This window comes from Niallia taxi, assembly GCF_004005475.1.
Taxonomy (GTDB): domain Bacteria; phylum Bacillota; class Bacilli; order Bacillales; family Cytobacillaceae; genus Niallia; species Niallia taxi.
Genome location: NZ_RZTZ01000014.1, coordinates 113,960 through 130,698, shown reverse-complemented (window position 1 = coordinate 130,698; position 16,739 = coordinate 113,960). Strand labels below are relative to the sequence as shown.

The 16,739-nt window shown below is 38.9% G+C and carries 19 protein-coding genes and 1 pseudogene; 13 read left to right on the top strand and 7 right to left on the bottom strand.

Going from position 1 to position 16,739, the window contains the following annotated elements:
- Positions 1-10: 10 nt before the first annotated feature.
- The gene (locus tag EM808_RS23530; protein ID WP_127741401.1) at positions 11-922 is read right to left on the bottom strand and encodes a LysR family transcriptional regulator; all 912 of its coding nucleotides are present in this window, start codon (positions 920-922) and stop codon (positions 11-13) included.
- A 144-nt stretch (positions 923-1,066) separates the two neighbouring features.
- On the opposite strand from EM808_RS23530, the gene gdhA reads away from it, so the two are divergent.
- The 3 genes from gdhA to EM808_RS23515 all read left to right on the top strand — a co-directional run bounded on the left by gdhA (position 1,067) and on the right by EM808_RS23515 (position 5,699).
- Positions 1,067-2,458 carry an NADP-specific glutamate dehydrogenase gene (gene gdhA, locus EM808_RS23525; RefSeq protein ID WP_127741399.1) on the top strand — a complete coding sequence of 464 codons (1,392 nt, stop codon included), beginning with the start codon at positions 1,067-1,069 and terminating at the stop codon, positions 2,456-2,458.
- 638 nt (positions 2,459-3,096) lie between these two features.
- A complete protein-coding gene (locus EM808_RS23520; RefSeq protein WP_127741397.1) occupies positions 3,097-4,599 on the top strand; it encodes a malate:quinone oxidoreductase in 1,503 nt (500 codons plus the stop codon).
- A gap of 263 nt (positions 4,600-4,862) precedes the next feature.
- On the top strand, positions 4,863-5,699 hold the full coding sequence (locus tag EM808_RS23515) for an alpha/beta fold hydrolase (RefSeq protein WP_127741395.1): 837 nt from the start codon (positions 4,863-4,865) through the stop codon (positions 5,697-5,699).
- Positions 5,700-5,762: 63 nt separating this feature from the next.
- Here the strand turns inward: EM808_RS23515 and EM808_RS28765 are convergent, their stop codons facing one another.
- Positions 5,763-5,933 carry a hypothetical protein gene (locus EM808_RS28765; protein ID WP_164849764.1) on the bottom strand — a complete coding sequence of 57 codons (171 nt, stop codon included), beginning with the start codon at positions 5,931-5,933 and terminating at the stop codon, positions 5,763-5,765.
- Positions 5,934-6,538: 605 nt separating this feature from the next.
- Here EM808_RS28765 and EM808_RS23510 point away from each other — a divergent pair.
- The 3 genes from EM808_RS23510 (at position 6,539) to EM808_RS23500 (ending at position 8,038) form a co-directional block, all read left to right on the top strand.
- Positions 6,539-6,793, top strand: a complete 255-nt coding sequence (locus EM808_RS23510; RefSeq protein WP_127741393.1) for a hypothetical protein — start codon at positions 6,539-6,541, stop codon at positions 6,791-6,793.
- Between the two features lie 86 nt (positions 6,794-6,879).
- On the top strand, positions 6,880-7,260 hold the full coding sequence (locus EM808_RS23505; protein ID WP_127741391.1) for a hypothetical protein: 381 nt from the start codon (positions 6,880-6,882) through the stop codon (positions 7,258-7,260).
- A gap of 106 nt (positions 7,261-7,366) precedes the next feature.
- Positions 7,367-8,038 (top strand): hypothetical protein, encoded by a 672-nt coding sequence (locus EM808_RS23500; RefSeq protein ID WP_127741389.1) that lies wholly within the window; start codon positions 7,367-7,369, stop codon positions 8,036-8,038.
- A 48-nt stretch (positions 8,039-8,086) separates the two neighbouring features.
- Here EM808_RS23500 and EM808_RS23495 read toward each other — a convergent pair whose 3' ends face one another.
- Positions 8,087-8,194, bottom strand: coding sequence for a YjcZ family sporulation protein (locus EM808_RS23495; protein ID WP_127741386.1), 108 nt, complete (start codon positions 8,192-8,194; stop codon positions 8,087-8,089).
- A gap of 178 nt (positions 8,195-8,372) precedes the next feature.
- On the opposite strand from EM808_RS23495, the gene EM808_RS23490 reads away from it, so the two are divergent.
- Entirely contained in the window at positions 8,373-8,804 is a 432-nt protein-coding gene (locus tag EM808_RS23490) for a DUF2383 domain-containing protein (RefSeq protein ID WP_235856697.1), read from the top strand.
- Between the two features lie 38 nt (positions 8,805-8,842).
- Here EM808_RS23490 and EM808_RS23485 read toward each other — a convergent pair whose 3' ends face one another.
- Positions 8,843-9,316 (bottom strand): hypothetical protein, encoded by a 474-nt coding sequence (locus tag EM808_RS23485; RefSeq protein WP_127741382.1) that lies wholly within the window; start codon positions 9,314-9,316, stop codon positions 8,843-8,845.
- Positions 9,317-9,520: 204 nt separating this feature from the next.
- Here EM808_RS23485 and EM808_RS23480 point away from each other — a divergent pair, with 204 nt between their 5' ends.
- Positions 9,521-10,102 (top strand): LOG family protein, encoded by a 582-nt coding sequence (locus tag EM808_RS23480; protein ID WP_127741380.1) that lies wholly within the window; start codon positions 9,521-9,523, stop codon positions 10,100-10,102.
- A 16-nt stretch (positions 10,103-10,118) separates the two neighbouring features.
- Positions 10,119-10,643 (top strand): YfiT family bacillithiol transferase, encoded by a 525-nt coding sequence (locus tag EM808_RS23475; RefSeq protein ID WP_127741378.1) that lies wholly within the window; start codon positions 10,119-10,121, stop codon positions 10,641-10,643.
- 31 nt (positions 10,644-10,674) lie between these two features.
- Here the strand turns inward: EM808_RS23475 and queF are convergent.
- Together queF and EM808_RS23465 are read right to left on the bottom strand one after the other, a co-directional pair.
- Positions 10,675-11,004: pseudogene (queF, locus tag EM808_RS23470) on the bottom strand (preQ(1) synthase); the annotation flags it as partial.
- A gap of 261 nt (positions 11,005-11,265) precedes the next feature.
- Positions 11,266-11,442: a tunnelling fold family protein gene (locus EM808_RS23465; protein ID WP_375545205.1), complete on the bottom strand. Its 177-nt coding sequence runs from the start codon at positions 11,440-11,442 to the stop codon at positions 11,266-11,268.
- A 355-nt stretch (positions 11,443-11,797) separates the two neighbouring features.
- Here EM808_RS23465 and EM808_RS23460 point away from each other — a divergent pair, with 355 nt between their 5' ends.
- From EM808_RS23460 to EM808_RS23450, 3 genes are read left to right on the top strand one after another with little or no spacing between them, the layout of a single operon-like run.
- Positions 11,798-14,128 carry a xanthine dehydrogenase family protein molybdopterin-binding subunit gene (locus tag EM808_RS23460; RefSeq protein WP_127741376.1) on the top strand — a complete coding sequence of 777 codons (2,331 nt, stop codon included), beginning with the start codon at positions 11,798-11,800 and terminating at the stop codon, positions 14,126-14,128.
- A complete protein-coding gene (locus EM808_RS23455) occupies positions 14,118-14,942 on the top strand; it encodes an FAD binding domain-containing protein (RefSeq protein WP_127741374.1) in 825 nt (274 codons plus the stop codon). The genes EM808_RS23460 and EM808_RS23455 overlap by 11 nt, the downstream gene beginning before the upstream one ends.
- Before the next feature lies 1 nt (position 14,943).
- Positions 14,944-15,414 (top strand): (2Fe-2S)-binding protein, encoded by a 471-nt coding sequence (locus EM808_RS23450; RefSeq protein ID WP_127741372.1) that lies wholly within the window; start codon positions 14,944-14,946, stop codon positions 15,412-15,414.
- A gap of 29 nt (positions 15,415-15,443) precedes the next feature.
- Here the strand turns inward: EM808_RS23450 and lepB are convergent, their stop codons facing one another.
- Positions 15,444-15,962, bottom strand: coding sequence for a signal peptidase I (gene lepB / locus EM808_RS23445; protein WP_127741370.1), 519 nt, complete (start codon positions 15,960-15,962; stop codon positions 15,444-15,446).
- Positions 15,963-16,087: 125 nt separating this feature from the next.
- On the opposite strand from lepB, the gene EM808_RS23440 reads away from it, so the two are divergent.
- Positions 16,088-16,714, top strand: a complete 627-nt coding sequence (locus EM808_RS23440; protein WP_127741368.1) for an NUDIX hydrolase — start codon at positions 16,088-16,090, stop codon at positions 16,712-16,714.
- Positions 16,715-16,739 lie beyond the last annotated feature (25 nt).

Here is a 16,739-nt window from a genome sequence, read left to right as displayed (position 1 = left end):
GATCCATTCTTTATTGTTTAAATTCATTCAACCGTTCATACGTTTCCAGCAGAAAATCATAGAATAATTCTTCTGTCGGCAGCAGCTTCCGTTGTGTCGGATATATGACACCGACTGTTCTCGTTAAGTTTGTATCAACAATAGGCACAATGACAGTCGAACGGGGGGTGTTATCAACGAGAGTCATTTCTGGCATTAATGCTACACCTAATCCTGCAGACACTAGACCTTTAAGTGCGTCAATATCCTTGCCTTCGAAAGCAATCCGTGGTGAAAATTGTGCTTCTTTGCAAGCTTGTATAACTTGTTCACGAAAAACAAAGCCCTCTGGGAGGACACAAAAAGGCTCATCCTTTAAATCACGCAGTCGTATGGACGTTTTTTGAGCTAAGTGATGATGATTAGGAACCAAAGCGACAATATTTTCAGTGAAAAGCGTTGCACCTTTAATTTTCGTTTCTTTTTCCTGATTGGGCATTGGGGCAATCATCGCCAAATTGAAGCTTCCGTTTATAACACCGTCAATTAAATCATAATAAAGAGCATTGCTCATTTGAAATTTGGCTTCCGGATATCTTGTACGAAAAGCATAGATAATCGATGGCAAAGTATGCGCTGCCATACTAATGGGAAAAGCAATCCTTACCGTGCCTTTTTCAGGGTCTAAATATTCCTTCACTTCTCGTTTTGCATCCTCCATCATGTTCCACACTTGCTTCATTCGTTCAAAGAAGATTCTTCCGAGTGGTGTCAGCTTAACACTGCGCCCTTCTCGTATAAAAAGCTCAACGCCTAATTCACTTTCCAAGTTAAAAATTTGTCTGCTGACAGAGGACTGAGCAACATGTAATATGTCTGCTGCCTCAGTGACATGCTCTCGTTTTGCTACTTCGAGAAAGTACTGAATTTGTCGCATTTCCATGTTTACCATTCTCCTAATGCGTTTAACGCATGAATTTCATCCGAAATTAATATTGGAACTATCAATTACAAAATTATAAAATGAAACCACTTAAAAGAAAAGGAATTTTCTAAACTTTAAATTATTTTTAGGGGCTGAATTATTATGGAAGTTGTCGAAGCATTGGAAAATACGGATATTAAAGATAGAGAGAATGCAGAAGAATATGTAAATCGTTTATATAAATTAGTGCAAGCTCGTAATCCAAATGAAGCAGAGTTCCACCAGGCTGTTAAAGAGGTCTTGGATTCTTTAGTTCCTGTACTTGTAAAAAATCCTGTTTATATTAATCAGGCAGTATTAGATAGAATAGTAGAGCCAGAGCGCATGATTAGCTTTAGAGTACCGTGGGTTGATGATAATGGAACTATTCAAGTGAACAGAGGATTCCGAGTTCAGTTCAATAGTGCGATTGGTCCGTTTAAAGGTGGATTGAGATTTCATCCAACTGTTAATGCTAGTATCATTAAATTCCTTGGTTTCGAGCAAATCTTTAAAAATTCGTTAACAGGACAGCCGATAGGCGGAGGCAAAGGTGGATCTGATTTCGATCCTAAAGGAAAATCAGATATGGAAATTATGCGTTTTTGCCAAAGCTTCATGACAGAGCTAAGCAAACATATCGGACCTGACATTGATGTCCCAGCTGGTGATATTGGTGTTGGTGCAAGGGAAATCGGCTATATGTTTGGTCAATATAAAAAGCTTAAAGGTGCCTTTGAAGCAGGAGTGCTGACAGGAAAAGGCATTGGCTATGGCGGCAGCCTTGGCAGGAAAGAAGCAACAGGCTATGGATTAGTTTACTTTGTTGAGGAAATGCTGCAAAGTAAAGGCTTAAGCTTTAATGGTAGCACAGTCGTTGTTTCTGGATCAGGTAATGTCTCCATTTATGCAATTGAAAAGGCAATGCAATTAGGTGCAAAAGTAGTTGCATGCAGTGATTCAAGTGGATATATTTATGACCGAAATGGCATCAATCTTGATACTGTTAAGCGCTTAAAGGAAACGGAGTCAAAGAGAATTGCTGAGTATGTTAATGTGCATCCAGAGGCACTTTATCATGAGGGCTGTACAGGGATTTGGTCGATTCCATGTGATATTGCATTACCAAGTGCAACTCAAAATGAACTTGATAAGATTGCTGCAGAACGACTTGTTTCAAATGGTGTAAAAGCAGTTGGAGAAGGTGCTAACATGCCATCAACACAAGGTGCAGTTGATTACTTTATGGAACACAGCGTTTTATTTGGACCAGCAAAAGCTGCTAATGCAGGTGGTGTTGCTGTTTCTGCATTGGAAATGGCACAAAACAGTGCAAGGGTTGCTTGGACAAAAGAAGAGGTAGATAGTAAATTACAAGCTATTATGAAGGACATTTATACAAAAAGCATGCAAGCTGCAGAGGAATATGGAATGGCAGGGAATTTTGTTGCCGGAGCAAATATTGCAGGCTTTAAAAAGGTTGCAGATGCCATGCTCGAGCAAGGTGTCATCTAAAGTGAACACAATAAATCAAGAAGGTCACAAAATTGTGGCCTTCTTGATTTATATAGCAAAATATTACTTTTCTACATTAACGCTTCAGAAGATTATAACAACTTATTGCTATTGGATTCCTTACTTTCTAGAATCGTATGCAGAAGTAAAACAATCCAAGAAAGGTTAACGTATAAAGGGATTGGAGAGGGTTAGCTACTGGTTTCGGTTAAAAATAGCTTTTGTCTCATAACATTATTTTATAGATAAATGTTTTTCTAGAATAGTATTCTTGAAGAGTTATTCTTGTTGCTTTTTCTAAATGGATGTATGCTGTTTTACTAAAATACATTCTTTTTGCATATAATGTGGAAAGTGGAGATACATATTGCATCTCTAAATTTAAAGAGTAAGTGCATTTTTTTCTGGCTAAAAGTGCTTTAAATGGGGATTTATACTTATAAAAGCAGTTCAAAGAGAACTTATCCTTTTTTAAATGCTGTAAATAGTATATAATTATCAGATAATGGTAGATATTTTTATTTGTAAATAATTATAATAATTTAAGAGAGTATCAAAAAACGAAGACAGAAATGGTGTGTTCATAAAGAGCGCCTGCATCCTTTCTGCGAATACAATAATGTAAAGGGAAGGTTAATATGAGCAAAAGAGAAACTAACACAGATGTTTTCTTAATTGGTACCGGAATAATGAGTGCAACATTGGGGACGCTTCTGAAAGAATTAGTGCCTGACTGGAAGATTACAGTATTTGAGAAACTTGCAAACACAGGAGAGGAAAGCTCAAACGAATGGAACAATGCGGGGACAGGGCATGCTGCGTTGTGTGAGCTGAATTATACTGTTGAAAAACCAGACGGATCGATTGATATCAGCAAAGCAATTAATATTAACGAACAATTTCAAGTTTCCATGCAGTTTTGGTCTTATCTCGTTAACAGTAAGCGCATACATAACCCGAAGGATTTTATCATGCCATTACCTCATATGAGTTTAGTAGAAGGCGAAGAAAATGTTGATTTTTTAAGGAAAAGATTTAAAGCGCTGTCAAACAATCCCTTATTCGAAGGGATGGAATTTTCCGATAATCCTGAAAAACTGAAGGAATGGATTCCCCTTATCATGGATGGCCGAAATGTAAATGAACCGATTGCAGCAACGAAAATTGATTCAGGAACAGACGTAAACTTCGGTGCATTAACACGGATGCTGTTTAACCATCTTGAAGATAATGGCGTGACTATTAAGTATAAGCATAGTGTTCATGATTTAAAGCGGACCAAAGACGGTTTATGGGAGCTGACGGTACGTAATCTTCAAACTAACACGATTGAACGTCATACAGCAAAATTTGTTTTTATTGGGGGCGGAGGAGGAAGCTTGCATTTGCTTCAAAAATCCGGTATTCCAGAAGGCAAGCATATTGGTGGCTTCCCAGTAAGCGGGATATTCATGGTGTGTAAAAATCCTGATATTATCAATCAGCATCATGCTAAAGTATATGGAAAGGCTAAGGTTGGCGCACCGCCAATGTCTGTGCCTCATTTGGATACACGCTTTATTGATAATAAAAAATCGCTGTTGTTTGGACCTTTCGCTGGCTTCTCGCCGAAATTTTTGAAAACTGGCTCTATGTTTGATTTAATCACATCAGTAAAACCAGATAATATTTTCACCATGCTGTCAGCAGGTGCAAAAAACATGGGATTAACTAAATATTTGATCCAGCAAGTGATGTTGTCAAAGGAACAGCGTATGGAAGAACTGCGTGAGTTTATTCCAAATGCAAAAATGGAGGATTGGGATTTAGTTGTTGCTGGTCAAAGAGTGCAGGTAATTAAAGACACGGAGGCTGGAGGAAAGGGAACACTGCAATTCGGCACAGAGGTTATAACAGCAGGCGACGGCTCTATTGCAGCACTGCTTGGTGCTTCACCAGGCGCTTCCACAGCAGTTCAGGTCATGCTTGAGGTACTAAACAAATGCTTCCCTCAGCATATAGAAGAGTGGAAGCCGAAAATTAAAGAGATGATTCCTTCCTATGGTCTTTCTTTAATGGAAAACCCGGCATTATTAGAGGAAGTACACACATCAACAACTGAGTCCCTCATTACAACTGAAAAAGAGCCGTTTTTCAGTTGAAAGTTTTTAATAAAGGTTTTTCCTGCAGAGATGCTTTCCTTTTGGCGAGCATCTTTGCTTTATAATAAGCCTTAACAGCTATGTAACAGCAATGTAACAGCAATGCTTATGATAGTTATAGAATGGTATAAATATAAATCTGACGATTACCGAGAAAAATTGTTGGGTATAGTACTGAAAGGTTGTCTTAAGTAAAAAAAGACTAATGCAGATGCCTTAGCATATGCTTTGCTAAAAACAAATTATTATTGGAGGTTGAGAAAATGCCAAAATTAACAGTCGATACAGTAAATAATGAACCAGTTAAAATATACTACGAGGACCATGGAAGCGGGAAACCAATTGTGCTTATTCATGGATGGCCGTTAAGCTCTCGTTCTTGGGAAGCTCAAGTTCCTGCGTTAATTGATGCTGGATATCGAGTAATTGCTTATGATCGCCGTGGTTTTGGTCAATCCTCACAACCATATGAAGGCTATGACTATGATACATTAACAAAAGACCTGCACACTTTAATAGAGCATCTGGAGCTTCAAGATGTAACACTTGTAGGTTTTTCTATGGGAGGCGGAGAAGTGGTCCGTTACATTAGTACATATGGAGAGGAGCGCATCGAAAAAGCTGTTTTAGCTGGTGCTGTTCCTCCATACATGTATAAATCAGCTGATCATCCAGAGGGAGCACTTGATGATGCAACAATTGCTGAATTTGAAAATGGTGTTAAAACAGATCGTATCGCTTTCCTCGAAGAGTTTACGCATAATTTCTTTACGGCAGGTGAAAACAAGGACCTTGTTAGTGAACCACTGCGATTATACAATCGTGATATTGCAGCATTCGCATCACCGAAAGGCACGCTTGATTGCATTGGCGCATTTGGGCGCACGGACTTCCGCAATGATTTAGCTAGCATCACTGTTCCAACATTGGTTATCCACGGTGATTCAGACGGTGTCGTTCCTTTAGAAGCAAGCGGTAAGCTAGCTCACAATATGCTTGCAAACTCTGAGCTAGTCGTTGTAGAAGGAGCTCCACACGGATTTAACGCAACACATGCAGACAGATTTAACAAGGAATTAATTCAGTTTCTTGCAAAATAATGAACCACTTGAAAAAAGCAGATGAGTGCCATCTGCTTTTTTTTTCGTATAAAGGAAGCTCATTCAATCTTTATTTAATTTTTCAAGCCTTTGCGCTATCTCTTTAAGAAGATGATTTCTTTCCTTCATGAGCTTGAACAAATAAACGACGGCAATAGCAGCAATGACAAGAGGAATGATGTTAAAGAAAAATAGACCTAATATTGGAAGTGCTGATATGTAATCCAACTGCATGGAAATACCTCCTTTTTATAGAAAAGAATGTGTATTTCTAATAATTCGTTTTACACGTTACTAGCTAAACTTAAATACAGAAAGTTAAGTAAATAACTTACAATTGCCCGCTAGTAGGCCTAGAAGAGGATTTTAATTATTTTCGTGCTAGAAATGAAGAACTAGATAATCAAATAATAAGGCTAATGAACAAAATGAAAGGTTAATACATAAACAAATACATATAACTACTGGAAAGCTTGAGGCATATAGAAGATGCCTCTTTTATTATTGTCCAAAATATATGCAGTAGGAATCTGACTAGTCAATAATGCTGTTTTTCTTTGCCGCATCTAACACATTTGTCCGAATAATAGCTATACTTGTGATTCCTTTTAAAAAAGCAAATGATGCTTTTAAGCTTCATGTAAATCACCCGCCCTAAAATAGTTTAATTTCATTCTATGCGGTGAATATAAACAACTTGTTAAAAAAACTTGAAAAATTAGTAAAAGAATTAACAGGTTATGAAACAATATTTTGCTGTGACAGCAAGTTCAATTCCTTCCCTGCATATATTCTCTTAAGTGAGACAAGGTAAAGAGTAAGCTGCATTGGAGGGGTTGATGGAGATAGTAAAGGCAGAAAAATGTGAGGGTCTTGCTTGTAAAGTACGCGGTGCTGATAAGCTTTTTCCATTTAGTGCATGGGATAAGCCAGATAAGGTAAACTGGTTTTGCAGCGAGCACCTCAGAGCTGCAAAAGCGTTCAGTGAAAAGGAAAAACAAGCGTTTATGCAATATTATGCAGACCCTGAAAAGCGTAAATGGCTACCGCATACATCCCTTATGCTTTACGAAAAATACAGTGAAAAGTATTAAGGCTCCAATTGTTCCGCAAAAAATGCCCAAACCTGTTTAGTCCAATCCTTAGCGGGTATTTAAGGAACAAAAAGGAGTCTTTAAGGATGAATTTGAAAAGCAATCGTTCCTATTACGCAGTAGCAGGCATTTCTACGGCATTAGTCATTATAGCTGTACTCACTTTATCCTCTAACTCTACTCCTAAAACAACAGCAGAGTCAGTTTATAAAGAACCTGAAATAATCACAGAAGCTAACAGGAAGGTTATTGAAGATAATGATGAAGCAAAACAGACAATTTCGGCAACTATTATTAGTAAAACCCCTGATGGCAAGCATTTTTCAGCAGTCAACAATTATGATGACAAGGATATTGTCGTTTTAGATAAGACAGAGGAAACAACATGGAAAAATGGGGATAAAGTATATATCACATTTGCTGGTGACAAGGTAGATAGTGTAGAGGTGGTAAAACGTGCACCTTAATGGAAACGAAATCAGCTCTTAAGGGCTGATTTTTTTATTTGCTTCGGTAATTAAAATCTGTGCTTGGCTTGATATAATAGAACAGTATTAATTATAAGGAGACGACATGATAAATAAACATATTATCATTGCTAGAGGAGGAGAACAGCGCAGCAAGCTGGAGTCCTACTTCCAAGCAATTGGTGCCAAGACAGTATCCTTCCCAATTTTAAAAGTGACAGAGCTCCAATTAACTGATGATGATTTGAAGAAAATGATGAAAGGCCATCGATTGATTTTCTTAAACCCAACAAGCATGGACATTTTTTTTCGGCAAATGGCAGAAAAGCAGCATTCATTTAAACATCCCATACAAATCGAATATGTATCAGGTAAATCAAGAAAACTTCTTGAGCAAATGGGGATACCTTGTATGCCTGCACGATATGGAAAGGCTTCTGCCATCTTACTTGGTCATGATCAGCAGAAACGAAACCATTATTCAGACGATGATCAGCTTCTTATTACACACAAACTAGCAGTGGACGAGCAATATTTACAGGAAATGCGCATCCTATTAAAGAAGGACAGTTGGAATACTGTAGTCTTTCCCAATAAGCTAGCGGTTGACTTCTTTATTAAGTATTGGCATGTATTGAAGCTGGGAGATTTTAACAAGATTTCGTTTGCAGCTGTCGGTAATATGGTGAAAGCATATGCGATGGAACAAGGTTTTAGCGAGCTTGATGAAAACATCCAAGCGCTATTACACACAGATGAATGGAAATCTTCCATGTAAAAGGAAAATGCCCCGGTCATTTAGACCAGGGCATTTTCCTTTAAAAAATTAGTATAGGAAAGACGCACCTACGATAATCAATAGGATAAATAGAACAACAATCAATGCAAAGCTGTTAGAGTAACCGCCGCCATTTTCTTCATAACCTCTTGACATGTCTCTCACCTCCGCTCATCAGTTATACAACATCATATGATGATTTACTTGAGAGGGAATGGACAAGAATACAGAGAGCATGAAAAAAGTAGAAAATGAGCATTCTAACTAGAGCTTATATTTTAGAGTAAACAGGCAAATTCTTAATACTTCAAATTTCTAAATGGATGTGAAAAAAGTGAATACAGATCAATCAGTTAAAACTTTAAATAAATTTCTGCAGGGTCAATTTATGGGAATACATTCGTATGAACATTTTATTCAAAATCTAGAGGATATGTCCTTAAAGCAGTCATTTACAGATATATTAACAGATCATACTAAAAATGCGCAGCTAATTTCCGAGAGAATTTCAAAATTAGGCGGAGAATCAGTTGATAGTGAGGGGCTAATCGGTAAGACAGAATCCTTTATTGGCAATATTATTGATCCTGACAAAGGGGATGAAGTCATCATTAAACATGCGATTAAGGGAGAAAATTTATATGGAATAAAAATGTCTGAGCAGCTTGTCAGAGATAAGCTCGATGATGAAAGCATGAATCTAGTTCACCAAGTATTAAATAATGACAGAGAACATGTCGACTTTTTAAAGTCGTTAATCCATTAATCGTAAAAATAAGCAGCAAGTGAAATTCTTCTTGCTGCTTATTTGTGGTCTTTTTCTTTTATAATAAAATTTTTATCGAGAAACAGTTGAAAACCGTAGTTGAGCATAGAATAAGTAAAGGCGGTGTAAAACAAAAAAATCGGCTTTACTTTCTTCAATTTGTATAACCCGACCTTGTCCAAAAAGTAATGCAGCGGATAAGCAAAAACTAAATCAAACAATAAATTAAAAATTGTATAGACCCAAAATCGGCCATACGTAAAATGGAAGGTCCATAAATTAGCAACGAAAAAAGGTCCAAAGATAAAGGTTAAGGCATTCTTTGTCGCACCTCTTTTTCCGCCCTTTACCTTCCATAGTTTATAGGTTCTTCCAATCATGTCTTCCACCAGCAGGACGACAGTAGAGAATATCGTTACAGGCAAGAATTTAAGGAAGGATTTTTTCGGCAATAAAAAGATCGTCGACCATGATAAAAGAATCAAGCCGCATCTTATAAAAAATGTGAGCATATGAACGACTCCTTTTTCATAATAAAATAATAGAACTCCTTGTTAATTAAGTTTCTATTCCTATTATAGGCTTTGTAAGAAGGAGCTTCTTTATGTAAAAAATGAACGTTTTTTGTAAAATTAGCAATCTTGGTTCCTAAAAGAAGCAGAACATTTTATAATAAAAGAAGAGATATATGGCATTTATTACAAGGGGGATTTATAGTGAAAAGAATAGCCGTTTTTTGTGGTTCAAGCACAGGCAGTTCTCCTATTTATATGGATGCAGCAAGAGAATTGGGGAAAGAACTTGCCAGAAGAAAGATTGGGCTAGTATATGGTGGTTCAAGCATAGGATTGATGGGCAGCATTGCTAGTGCTGTCTTGGAGAATGGAGGAGCAGTAACAGGAGTTCTTCCGCAATTCCTCGAAAATAAGGAAATTGCTTATAAAGGTTTAACGGAATTGATTACGGTTCAATCGATGCACGAACGGAAGGCAAAAATGACGGAGTTAGCAGATGGTTTCATTACATTGCCTGGCGGTGCAGGAACAATGGAAGAGTTTTTTGAAATTTTCACATGGGCTCAACTCGGCCTCCACCAAAAGCCGTGCGGTATATTGAATACGAATCATTATTATGATCCTTTGGTCAATCTAATCAATCATATGGCAGATGCTGAATTCCTCCAAGAAAAATACAGAAGCATTGCAATTGTAGAAGAGAATCCTGCAGTCATGCTAGACAGGTTCCATACATATCAACCACCGAGTATAAAGACATATATAACCGAAAAGCAAACATAAAGGGAGGAACGGGAAAATGAAAGACTTAAGATACCCAATTGGGGAGTTTGAATGGGAGGGTGAGTTGACGGAGGATGTTCTTGCTTCATGGTTACATGAATTAGAACAATTGCCTGCCAATCTGAGAGAAGCTGTGACTGGATTGTCTGAAGAGCAGCTGGATACTCCTTATCGTGATGGAGGCTGGACGATACGCCAGGTAGTCCACCATGTTGCTGATAGCCATATTAATGCCTACACAAGGTTTAAGCTTGCTTTAACAGAAGAAACTCCAGTAATAAAACCATACGCTGAGGACAAATGGGCTAGCCTGCCTGATTCGCAAATGGCTGTAGAAGTTTCCTTACAGCTCCTTGACTCCTTGCATGCCCGTCTTGTTTCCTTGCTGCGGTCATTGTCACAAGAGCAGTTAAATAAGACATTCGTTCATCCGGAATCAGGAAGTATTGAGCTCAAAAGAAATATTGGCATTTATGCTTGGCATGGTAAGCACCATCTTGCCCATATAACAAGCCTTTGTAATCGAAAAGGCTGGAAATAATAAAGGATGCCAAAAGGCATCCTTTTTACGATTATCTATTGTCCACTTTCTCTGGATATAAATCGTGGTTCATAAGACGGTGTGCAGCCATTTCTTCAAACTTAGTTCCCGGCTTCCCGTAATTGCAATAAGGATCGATTGATAGGCCGCCTCTTGGTGTGAATTTACCCCATACTTCGACATATCTAGGATCTAATAATTTAATAAGATCGTTCATGATGATATTCACACAATCTTCGTGGAAGTCACCGTGATTACGGAAGCTAAACAAGTATAGCTTCAAAGATTTACTTTCAACGATTTTCTTGTCCGGAATATAGCTGATGTACATTGTAGCAAAATCCGGTTGTCCAGTAATTGGCACTGCAATATTTGCAGGTGGACTATATCATATACATATATTCTTTCGGTCGAATATAAGCATCCTCGCGCTTCCACCCAATAGTATGGATGTACTCTACTCCCTTCTGCAAACTAGTACTTTTACCCGATTCTTAATCTGCATGGTTTCGATAGTCTCTGCACCTTCCTCTAATTGTTAGAGGCTTGGCTCAGGATTAGAATTTCCTTCCTTCCCTGAGTTCACGAGGTTTAAGCAACAGTGTCTCCACTGAAGTGTGCCCTATTGACACAAGCTAGTAAATTCTGGACAGTTAAATTTAACAAAATAATCTCTGTTCACATGCAAGTTGTCAACAGACTCCAATATTTCTGGGTTGTACTCATATAGGTAGGTTGTTCCTTGGTTCCCGAGCAATGTTAAATCCTCAAGACCTTCTTCGTGTTTTCTGCCTGACATTTTAATCTCTCCATTTCATTTGATCGTTACATATGAGAATAGCAATCTATAGATATGGCTGTTTTTTTACAAAATAAAAAGCCACATCCTGATTTATGGACATGGCAGTTGTTCACCTGTATCCATAGTTTTTTATAGAGGGTATCTGCTATGAACCTCTTAGCTTTGTTAAGCTATCATGTACAGCCATATATTATAGCAAAATCACATGAACGTCAATATTAACCACTGATAGGCTGGATGACTAAAAATCATTGGCTTTTGCATTAATTTTTTTAGGATATTGTTCATATACATAAAAGACTAGAACAACGAATTTCGGATTATATTGTTTTCTCGGAGGAGGTTTTTGTACTTGCATATTATTGGGAAAAGCGTTGTGCGGAAGGAGTCAAAAAGCAAGGTAACAGGCTATGCCCACTATACTGCTGATACGACTACAGGAGAAGCGTTATTTGTGAGGCTTGTTAAAAGCAAGCATGCACATGCAAATATTCTTCGGATTGATGAAACAAAAGCACTGCAGCACAAAGGAGTGCGGGCAGTAGTCCTTGGCAAAGGCTTGCCATATGTTGGGGAGGAGGTTCGGGATAGACCCCCTATAGCACATACAAAGGTCCGCTACATTGGTGAGATAGTTGCACTGATTGTTGCTGATTCTAATGATGCTGCCCAAACTGCTGAAGAGCTGCTTGTAATAGAGTATGAGGTGCTGCCTGTCGTTAACTCACCAATACAGGCAATGCAAAAGGATGCTCCTTTATTACATGAGCGGATAAATGAATATGCTAAGGACCCAGGAATTTATCCGATAACAGGCACAAATATCATCAACAAAACTAAGATCCGTAAAGGTAATATGGAAAAAGGCTGGTCAGAATCTGCTGTGATTATGGACGCAGCGTTCTTTCTGCCAATAGCAGACCATACTGCAATGGAAACAAGAAGTGCTACTTGTGAAATAATGCCTGACGGGGAGGTGCTGATAACAACAAGCTCACAGGCACCATATATGGTGAAAAAAATTCTGAGCAGAGACTTTCATATTCCTACAGGCAAGATCATTGTCAAAACACCGTTTGTTGGTGGAGGCTATGGCGGCAAAGCTTCTGTACAGCTAGAGATATTTGCTTATCTTGCAAGCAAGGCAGTTGGTGGAAGGCTTGTAAAAATAGTCAATACAAGAGAAGACGACCTCCTTGTGTCACCAGTCCATATCGGTCTACATGCAAACGTTAAGCTTGGTTGTTCCTCCGACGGCAAATTAACGGCTGCTGAGCTGGAATATATTTTTGATGGAGGTGCATATGCAGATAAATCTCCGCATTTGACTACAGCAGGAGCAGTTGACTGCACAGGACCGTATAAATTAGAAAATTTATTTTGCGACAGCTTATGCGTATACACGAATCATCCATATGCAGCCCCATTTCGCGGCTTCAGCCATGGAGAGGTTCATTTTGCCTTTGAACGAACGATGGATATGATGGCAAAAAAACTGAATATGGACCCACTTCATTTTAGACAAATAAATGCAATCCATCCAGGTGACCAAACACCGACAAGAGTTGTATTAAATAAAAGCAATGTTGGCAATGTGGAAGCATGTATAAACAAGCTGAGGCCGTTGTTTGACTGGGAAAAGGGAATGGTCAAAAGAATTGGAGAGCATGTTCTAAGAGTAAAAGGCGTCAGCTGCAGCTGGAAGAATTCAACGATTGGTCCAGATGCCGGTTCAGGTGTTGTGCTAACATTTAATTCTGATGGCAGCATCAACCTTATGTCTGGTTTGGTCGAAATTGGAACTGGTACAAAAACTGTGCTTGCGCAAATACTAGCTGAAAAGCTGAAAATGGATATTAAGGATATTCATGTACGCATGACAGTGGATACACAAACAGAGCCAGAGCACTGGAAGACAGTCGCGAGCAGGGGAACATTAATGGCGGGAAGAGCTGTGCTTGCTGCTGCAGATGATGCCATTAACCAGATAAAGTCCCTTGGTTCTACTGTGATGCGGGTCCCTGTTGATGATCTTGAGGTTGGCTATAAGCGGGTGTATTTACGTGATGATCCTGCTACCTTTTTGCCATTTAAGGAGATTGTTTATGGTTATGTGTATCCGAACGGGACCGCAATCGGCGGGCAGATTGTTGCAAGAGGCAAATATATACTGAGAGGCTTAACTAATCTTGACCCGGAAACAGGTGAAGGTAATCCAGGCCCTGAATGGGCTGTTGGGGCACATGGGATAGAGGTTGATTACAATACGAAAGATTTTACGTACAGGATAAGAAAGGCCATAACTGTTATGGATATTGGCGAAATATTGAATTATAAGGCAGCAGTAGGACAAGTAAAAGGAGCAATGAGCATGGGGCTGTCATGGGCTGCAAGGGAGGGTTTTTACTTTGATGAAAACGGAAAAGTCCTTAATCATCAGCTGCGGACATATCGACCGATTCGATTTGGAGAACATCCTGAATACATCGCTGACTTTGTCAAAACACCTCATTTAGAAGCTCCATATGGTGCGAGAGGTGCTGGCGAGCATGGGCTTATTGGAATACCTGCCGCCTTGGCTAATGCATTATCACTAGCAGCAGAGGTAGAGTTAACACGACTGCCGTTGATTCCCGAAGAAATTTGGAGAAGCAAAAAGGAGTTAGACAAACATGATTTATGATTATTATAAACCAACTCGTTTGCTTGAGGCGACAGAGCTTTTTAGAACAAAGCAGGTTGAAGGAGGAAAGCCGCTGTATTTTGGTGGAGGGACAGAAATCATAACCTTGTTTCGTCTCCAGGAAATCAGCTTAGACACTGCTATTGATATAAAGGCTATCGATGCAGTCAGAATTCATGATATGGTTGAAGGCTATTTTGCGATTGGTGCTGCAGTCACGCTAACAGAGATTCAGACAAAAAATCAGTTTCCCCTGTTAACAGAGGTGGCAAAAGAGGTGGCTGACAGGACAGCACGAAACAAGATTACGCTCGGCGGAAATATATGCGGAAATATCTTTTACAGGGAAGCTGTCCTTCCGCTCCTTCTATCAGACAGCCTCATTGTCACAGCAAGAGGAAAGGACATCAACATGAATCTTCTAACCTCGAAGTTTAATGAAAAAATGCTTTTGGAGGATGGAGAGATATTTGTCCAGGCATTCATTGAGGAAAAATATTTGCATGCTCCATATATAGCCCGAAAGAAAAGACAGCAATGGGATACAGGCTATCCACTTATAACAGCTGCAGCTTTAAAAATAGACAATCATATTCGGTTAGCCTTTAGCGGATTATGCACCTTCCCATTCCGCTCCAAACAAATGGAGGCTGTGTTAAATGAAACAGGTGTAAGTGACGAGGAAAAGCTAAACAGGGCGATTGCTGCAGTGCCTGGTGAAATCCTTGATGACGTGGAAGGTTCAAAGGAGTACCGCCTATTTGTCTTAAGGAATTTGCTCGAGGAAATTTTAGTGAGTTTGGAGAGGGTGTAGCATGCATATACCAGCAAAAAAAACGCTGATAAAGCTGTTCGTAAATGGGGAAGAGAAACAAGTGGCTGTTATCCCGAACAAAATCTTGCTGATGGTTTTACGGGAAGATTTGCATTTAACAGGCAGTAAGCCAGGGTGTTTAAACGGAGATTGTGGTGCGTGTACGGTCCTTGTAGACAATGAGCCGATGAAATCATGCTTAATGCTTGCAGTCGAGGCTATTGATAAGGAAGTTGTTACAGTTGAAGGCTTGTTGGAAGCACCGATACAAAAAGCCTTTATCGAGCAGTTTGCCTTCCAATGCGGCTACTGTACGCCAGGGTTTATTATCAATGCACATGCATTAACAAAGATTCCAAACGCAGATAAAGAAATGATTCGTGAATGGCTGTCCTCCAATATTTGCAGGTGCACGAGCTATGAAGAAATTGAGCATGCCGTACTTGAAGCAATGGGGAAATGGAATACGTAAAAAGGGAAGGGCGAACCTCTTCCCTTTATTTATGGGAGTCCAATTTCATGAAGTGGATAAATGCGTAAAACAACTTTGCCGATAACAGAGTTTTTGTTTATAAAACCAAATATTCTGCTGTCTTTACTGTATAATCGGTTATCACCCAAAACAAACAAGCTGTCCTTAGGAACAGTTGTCTTACCTGTACGCTCCCAAAGCGTAAAGTCGCCAGTGAGCTTAGAGGTAGAAGCTTCTTTTTTGTTTTCTGTTAAATAAGGCTCTTTGTAGGCTTTGCCATTCACATACAAAATGTCATCCGTAACAGAAATTGTATCACCTGGAAGTCCAATCACTCTTTTTATGTAATTATTATCGCTGTCTGGTGCATGAAAGACAATCATGTCAAAGCGCTGAATATCGGCAATTTTGCTGAGAATGATTTTGTTGCCATCCTCAAAAGTGGGAGACATGCTATTACCATGGACAACACTCGGGGAAAACAGGAAATTTCTGCATATAAAAACAAGAATAAAGGCAAAAACAATGCATTTCAGTACAGAATACATTTCTTGTTTCCAGTTTTTTTCATAGAAGACCTCCTAGTTATTTACTACTTATATTCTATCTAGTAAATAAATGGAAATCAATGATATAATAGATGCAAAAAGCATGAAGATGGGAAGAGTTTGTAATGGAAGATGAACTGTTAAAAGTATTTGATGAACAATTTAATCCTATTGGAAAGGCACCGAGAACAAAAATTCATGTAGAAGGCCTTTGGCATGAAACAGTTCATTTCTGGTTAATGACAAAAATGAGCGGCAAGCATTATGTATTTCTACAAAAACGAAGCAAAAGCAAAAGGGATTATCCCGCTCTCCTTGATATAACTGCAGCAGGCCATTTATTGGCAACAGAAACATCCACAGACGGGGTAAGAGAGCTGCAGGAGGAATTGGGGCTTCCTTCGATTGAGAGGGACAAGCTGTATAAGCTTGGAACGGTGAAGAACATTATCCATACAAATAAGTTGGTAGACAATGAGTTTAGCCATGTTTATTTGTATATAGTGAATGATGATATTTCTTTTCATTTGCAGGAAGAGGAAGTATCTGACATCGTTGTCACAGAGTTTATGGCCTTTTATCCATTTTGTATGGCAGAAAGGGATGAATTGGTCATTTATCCTTGGCGAGACGGTAAAGTAATCAACGACGAAGAAAGTAAAGCTGGTAAAAACAACTTTGTTCCGCATGAGGAGGCTTATTTTAAGAAAGTAGCAGAACTACTAAAACAACAATTAGAAAACCTCGAATAGGCCAGCAAACAAATGCTGGCCAAAA

Bases quoted from the DNA above. Each gene is read 5' to 3' on its own strand.
- lepB (WP_127741370.1), bottom strand. From the start codon at position 15,962: ATGTATTCTGTACTGAAATGCATTGTTTTTGCCTTTATTCTTGTTTTT.
- EM808_RS23465 (WP_375545205.1), bottom strand. From the start codon at position 11,442: ATGTCAGGCAGAAAACACGAAGAAGGTCTTGAGGATTTAACATTGCTC.
- EM808_RS23515 (WP_127741395.1), top strand. From the start codon at position 4,863: ATGCCAAAATTAACAGTCGATACAGTAAATAATGAACCAGTTAAAATA.
- gdhA (WP_127741399.1), top strand. From the start codon at position 1,067: ATGGAAGTTGTCGAAGCATTGGAAAATACGGATATTAAAGATAGAGAG.
- EM808_RS23475 (WP_127741378.1), top strand. From the start codon at position 10,119: ATGAAAGACTTAAGATACCCAATTGGGGAGTTTGAATGGGAGGGTGAG.
- EM808_RS23495 (WP_127741386.1), bottom strand. From the start codon at position 8,194: ATGTCAAGAGGTTATGAAGAAAATGGCGGCGGTTACTCTAACAGCTTT.
- EM808_RS23520 (WP_127741397.1), top strand. From the start codon at position 3,097: ATGAGCAAAAGAGAAACTAACACAGATGTTTTCTTAATTGGTACCGGA.
- EM808_RS23450 (WP_127741372.1), top strand. From the start codon at position 14,944: ATGCATATACCAGCAAAAAAAACGCTGATAAAGCTGTTCGTAAATGGG.
- EM808_RS23505 (WP_127741391.1), top strand. From the start codon at position 6,880: ATGAATTTGAAAAGCAATCGTTCCTATTACGCAGTAGCAGGCATTTCT.
- EM808_RS28765 (WP_164849764.1), bottom strand. From the start codon at position 5,933: ATGCAGTTGGATTACATATCAGCACTTCCAATATTAGGTCTATTTTTC.
- EM808_RS23440 (WP_127741368.1), top strand. From the start codon at position 16,088: ATGGAAGATGAACTGTTAAAAGTATTTGATGAACAATTTAATCCTATT.
- EM808_RS23500 (WP_127741389.1), top strand. From the start codon at position 7,367: ATGATAAATAAACATATTATCATTGCTAGAGGAGGAGAACAGCGCAGC.
- EM808_RS23455 (WP_127741374.1), top strand. From the start codon at position 14,118: ATGATTTATGATTATTATAAACCAACTCGTTTGCTTGAGGCGACAGAG.
- EM808_RS23485 (WP_127741382.1), bottom strand. From the start codon at position 9,316: ATGCTCACATTTTTTATAAGATGCGGCTTGATTCTTTTATCATGGTCG.
- EM808_RS23510 (WP_127741393.1), top strand. From the start codon at position 6,539: ATGGAGATAGTAAAGGCAGAAAAATGTGAGGGTCTTGCTTGTAAAGTA.
- EM808_RS23530 (WP_127741401.1), bottom strand. From the start codon at position 922: ATGGAAATGCGACAAATTCAGTACTTTCTCGAAGTAGCAAAACGAGAG.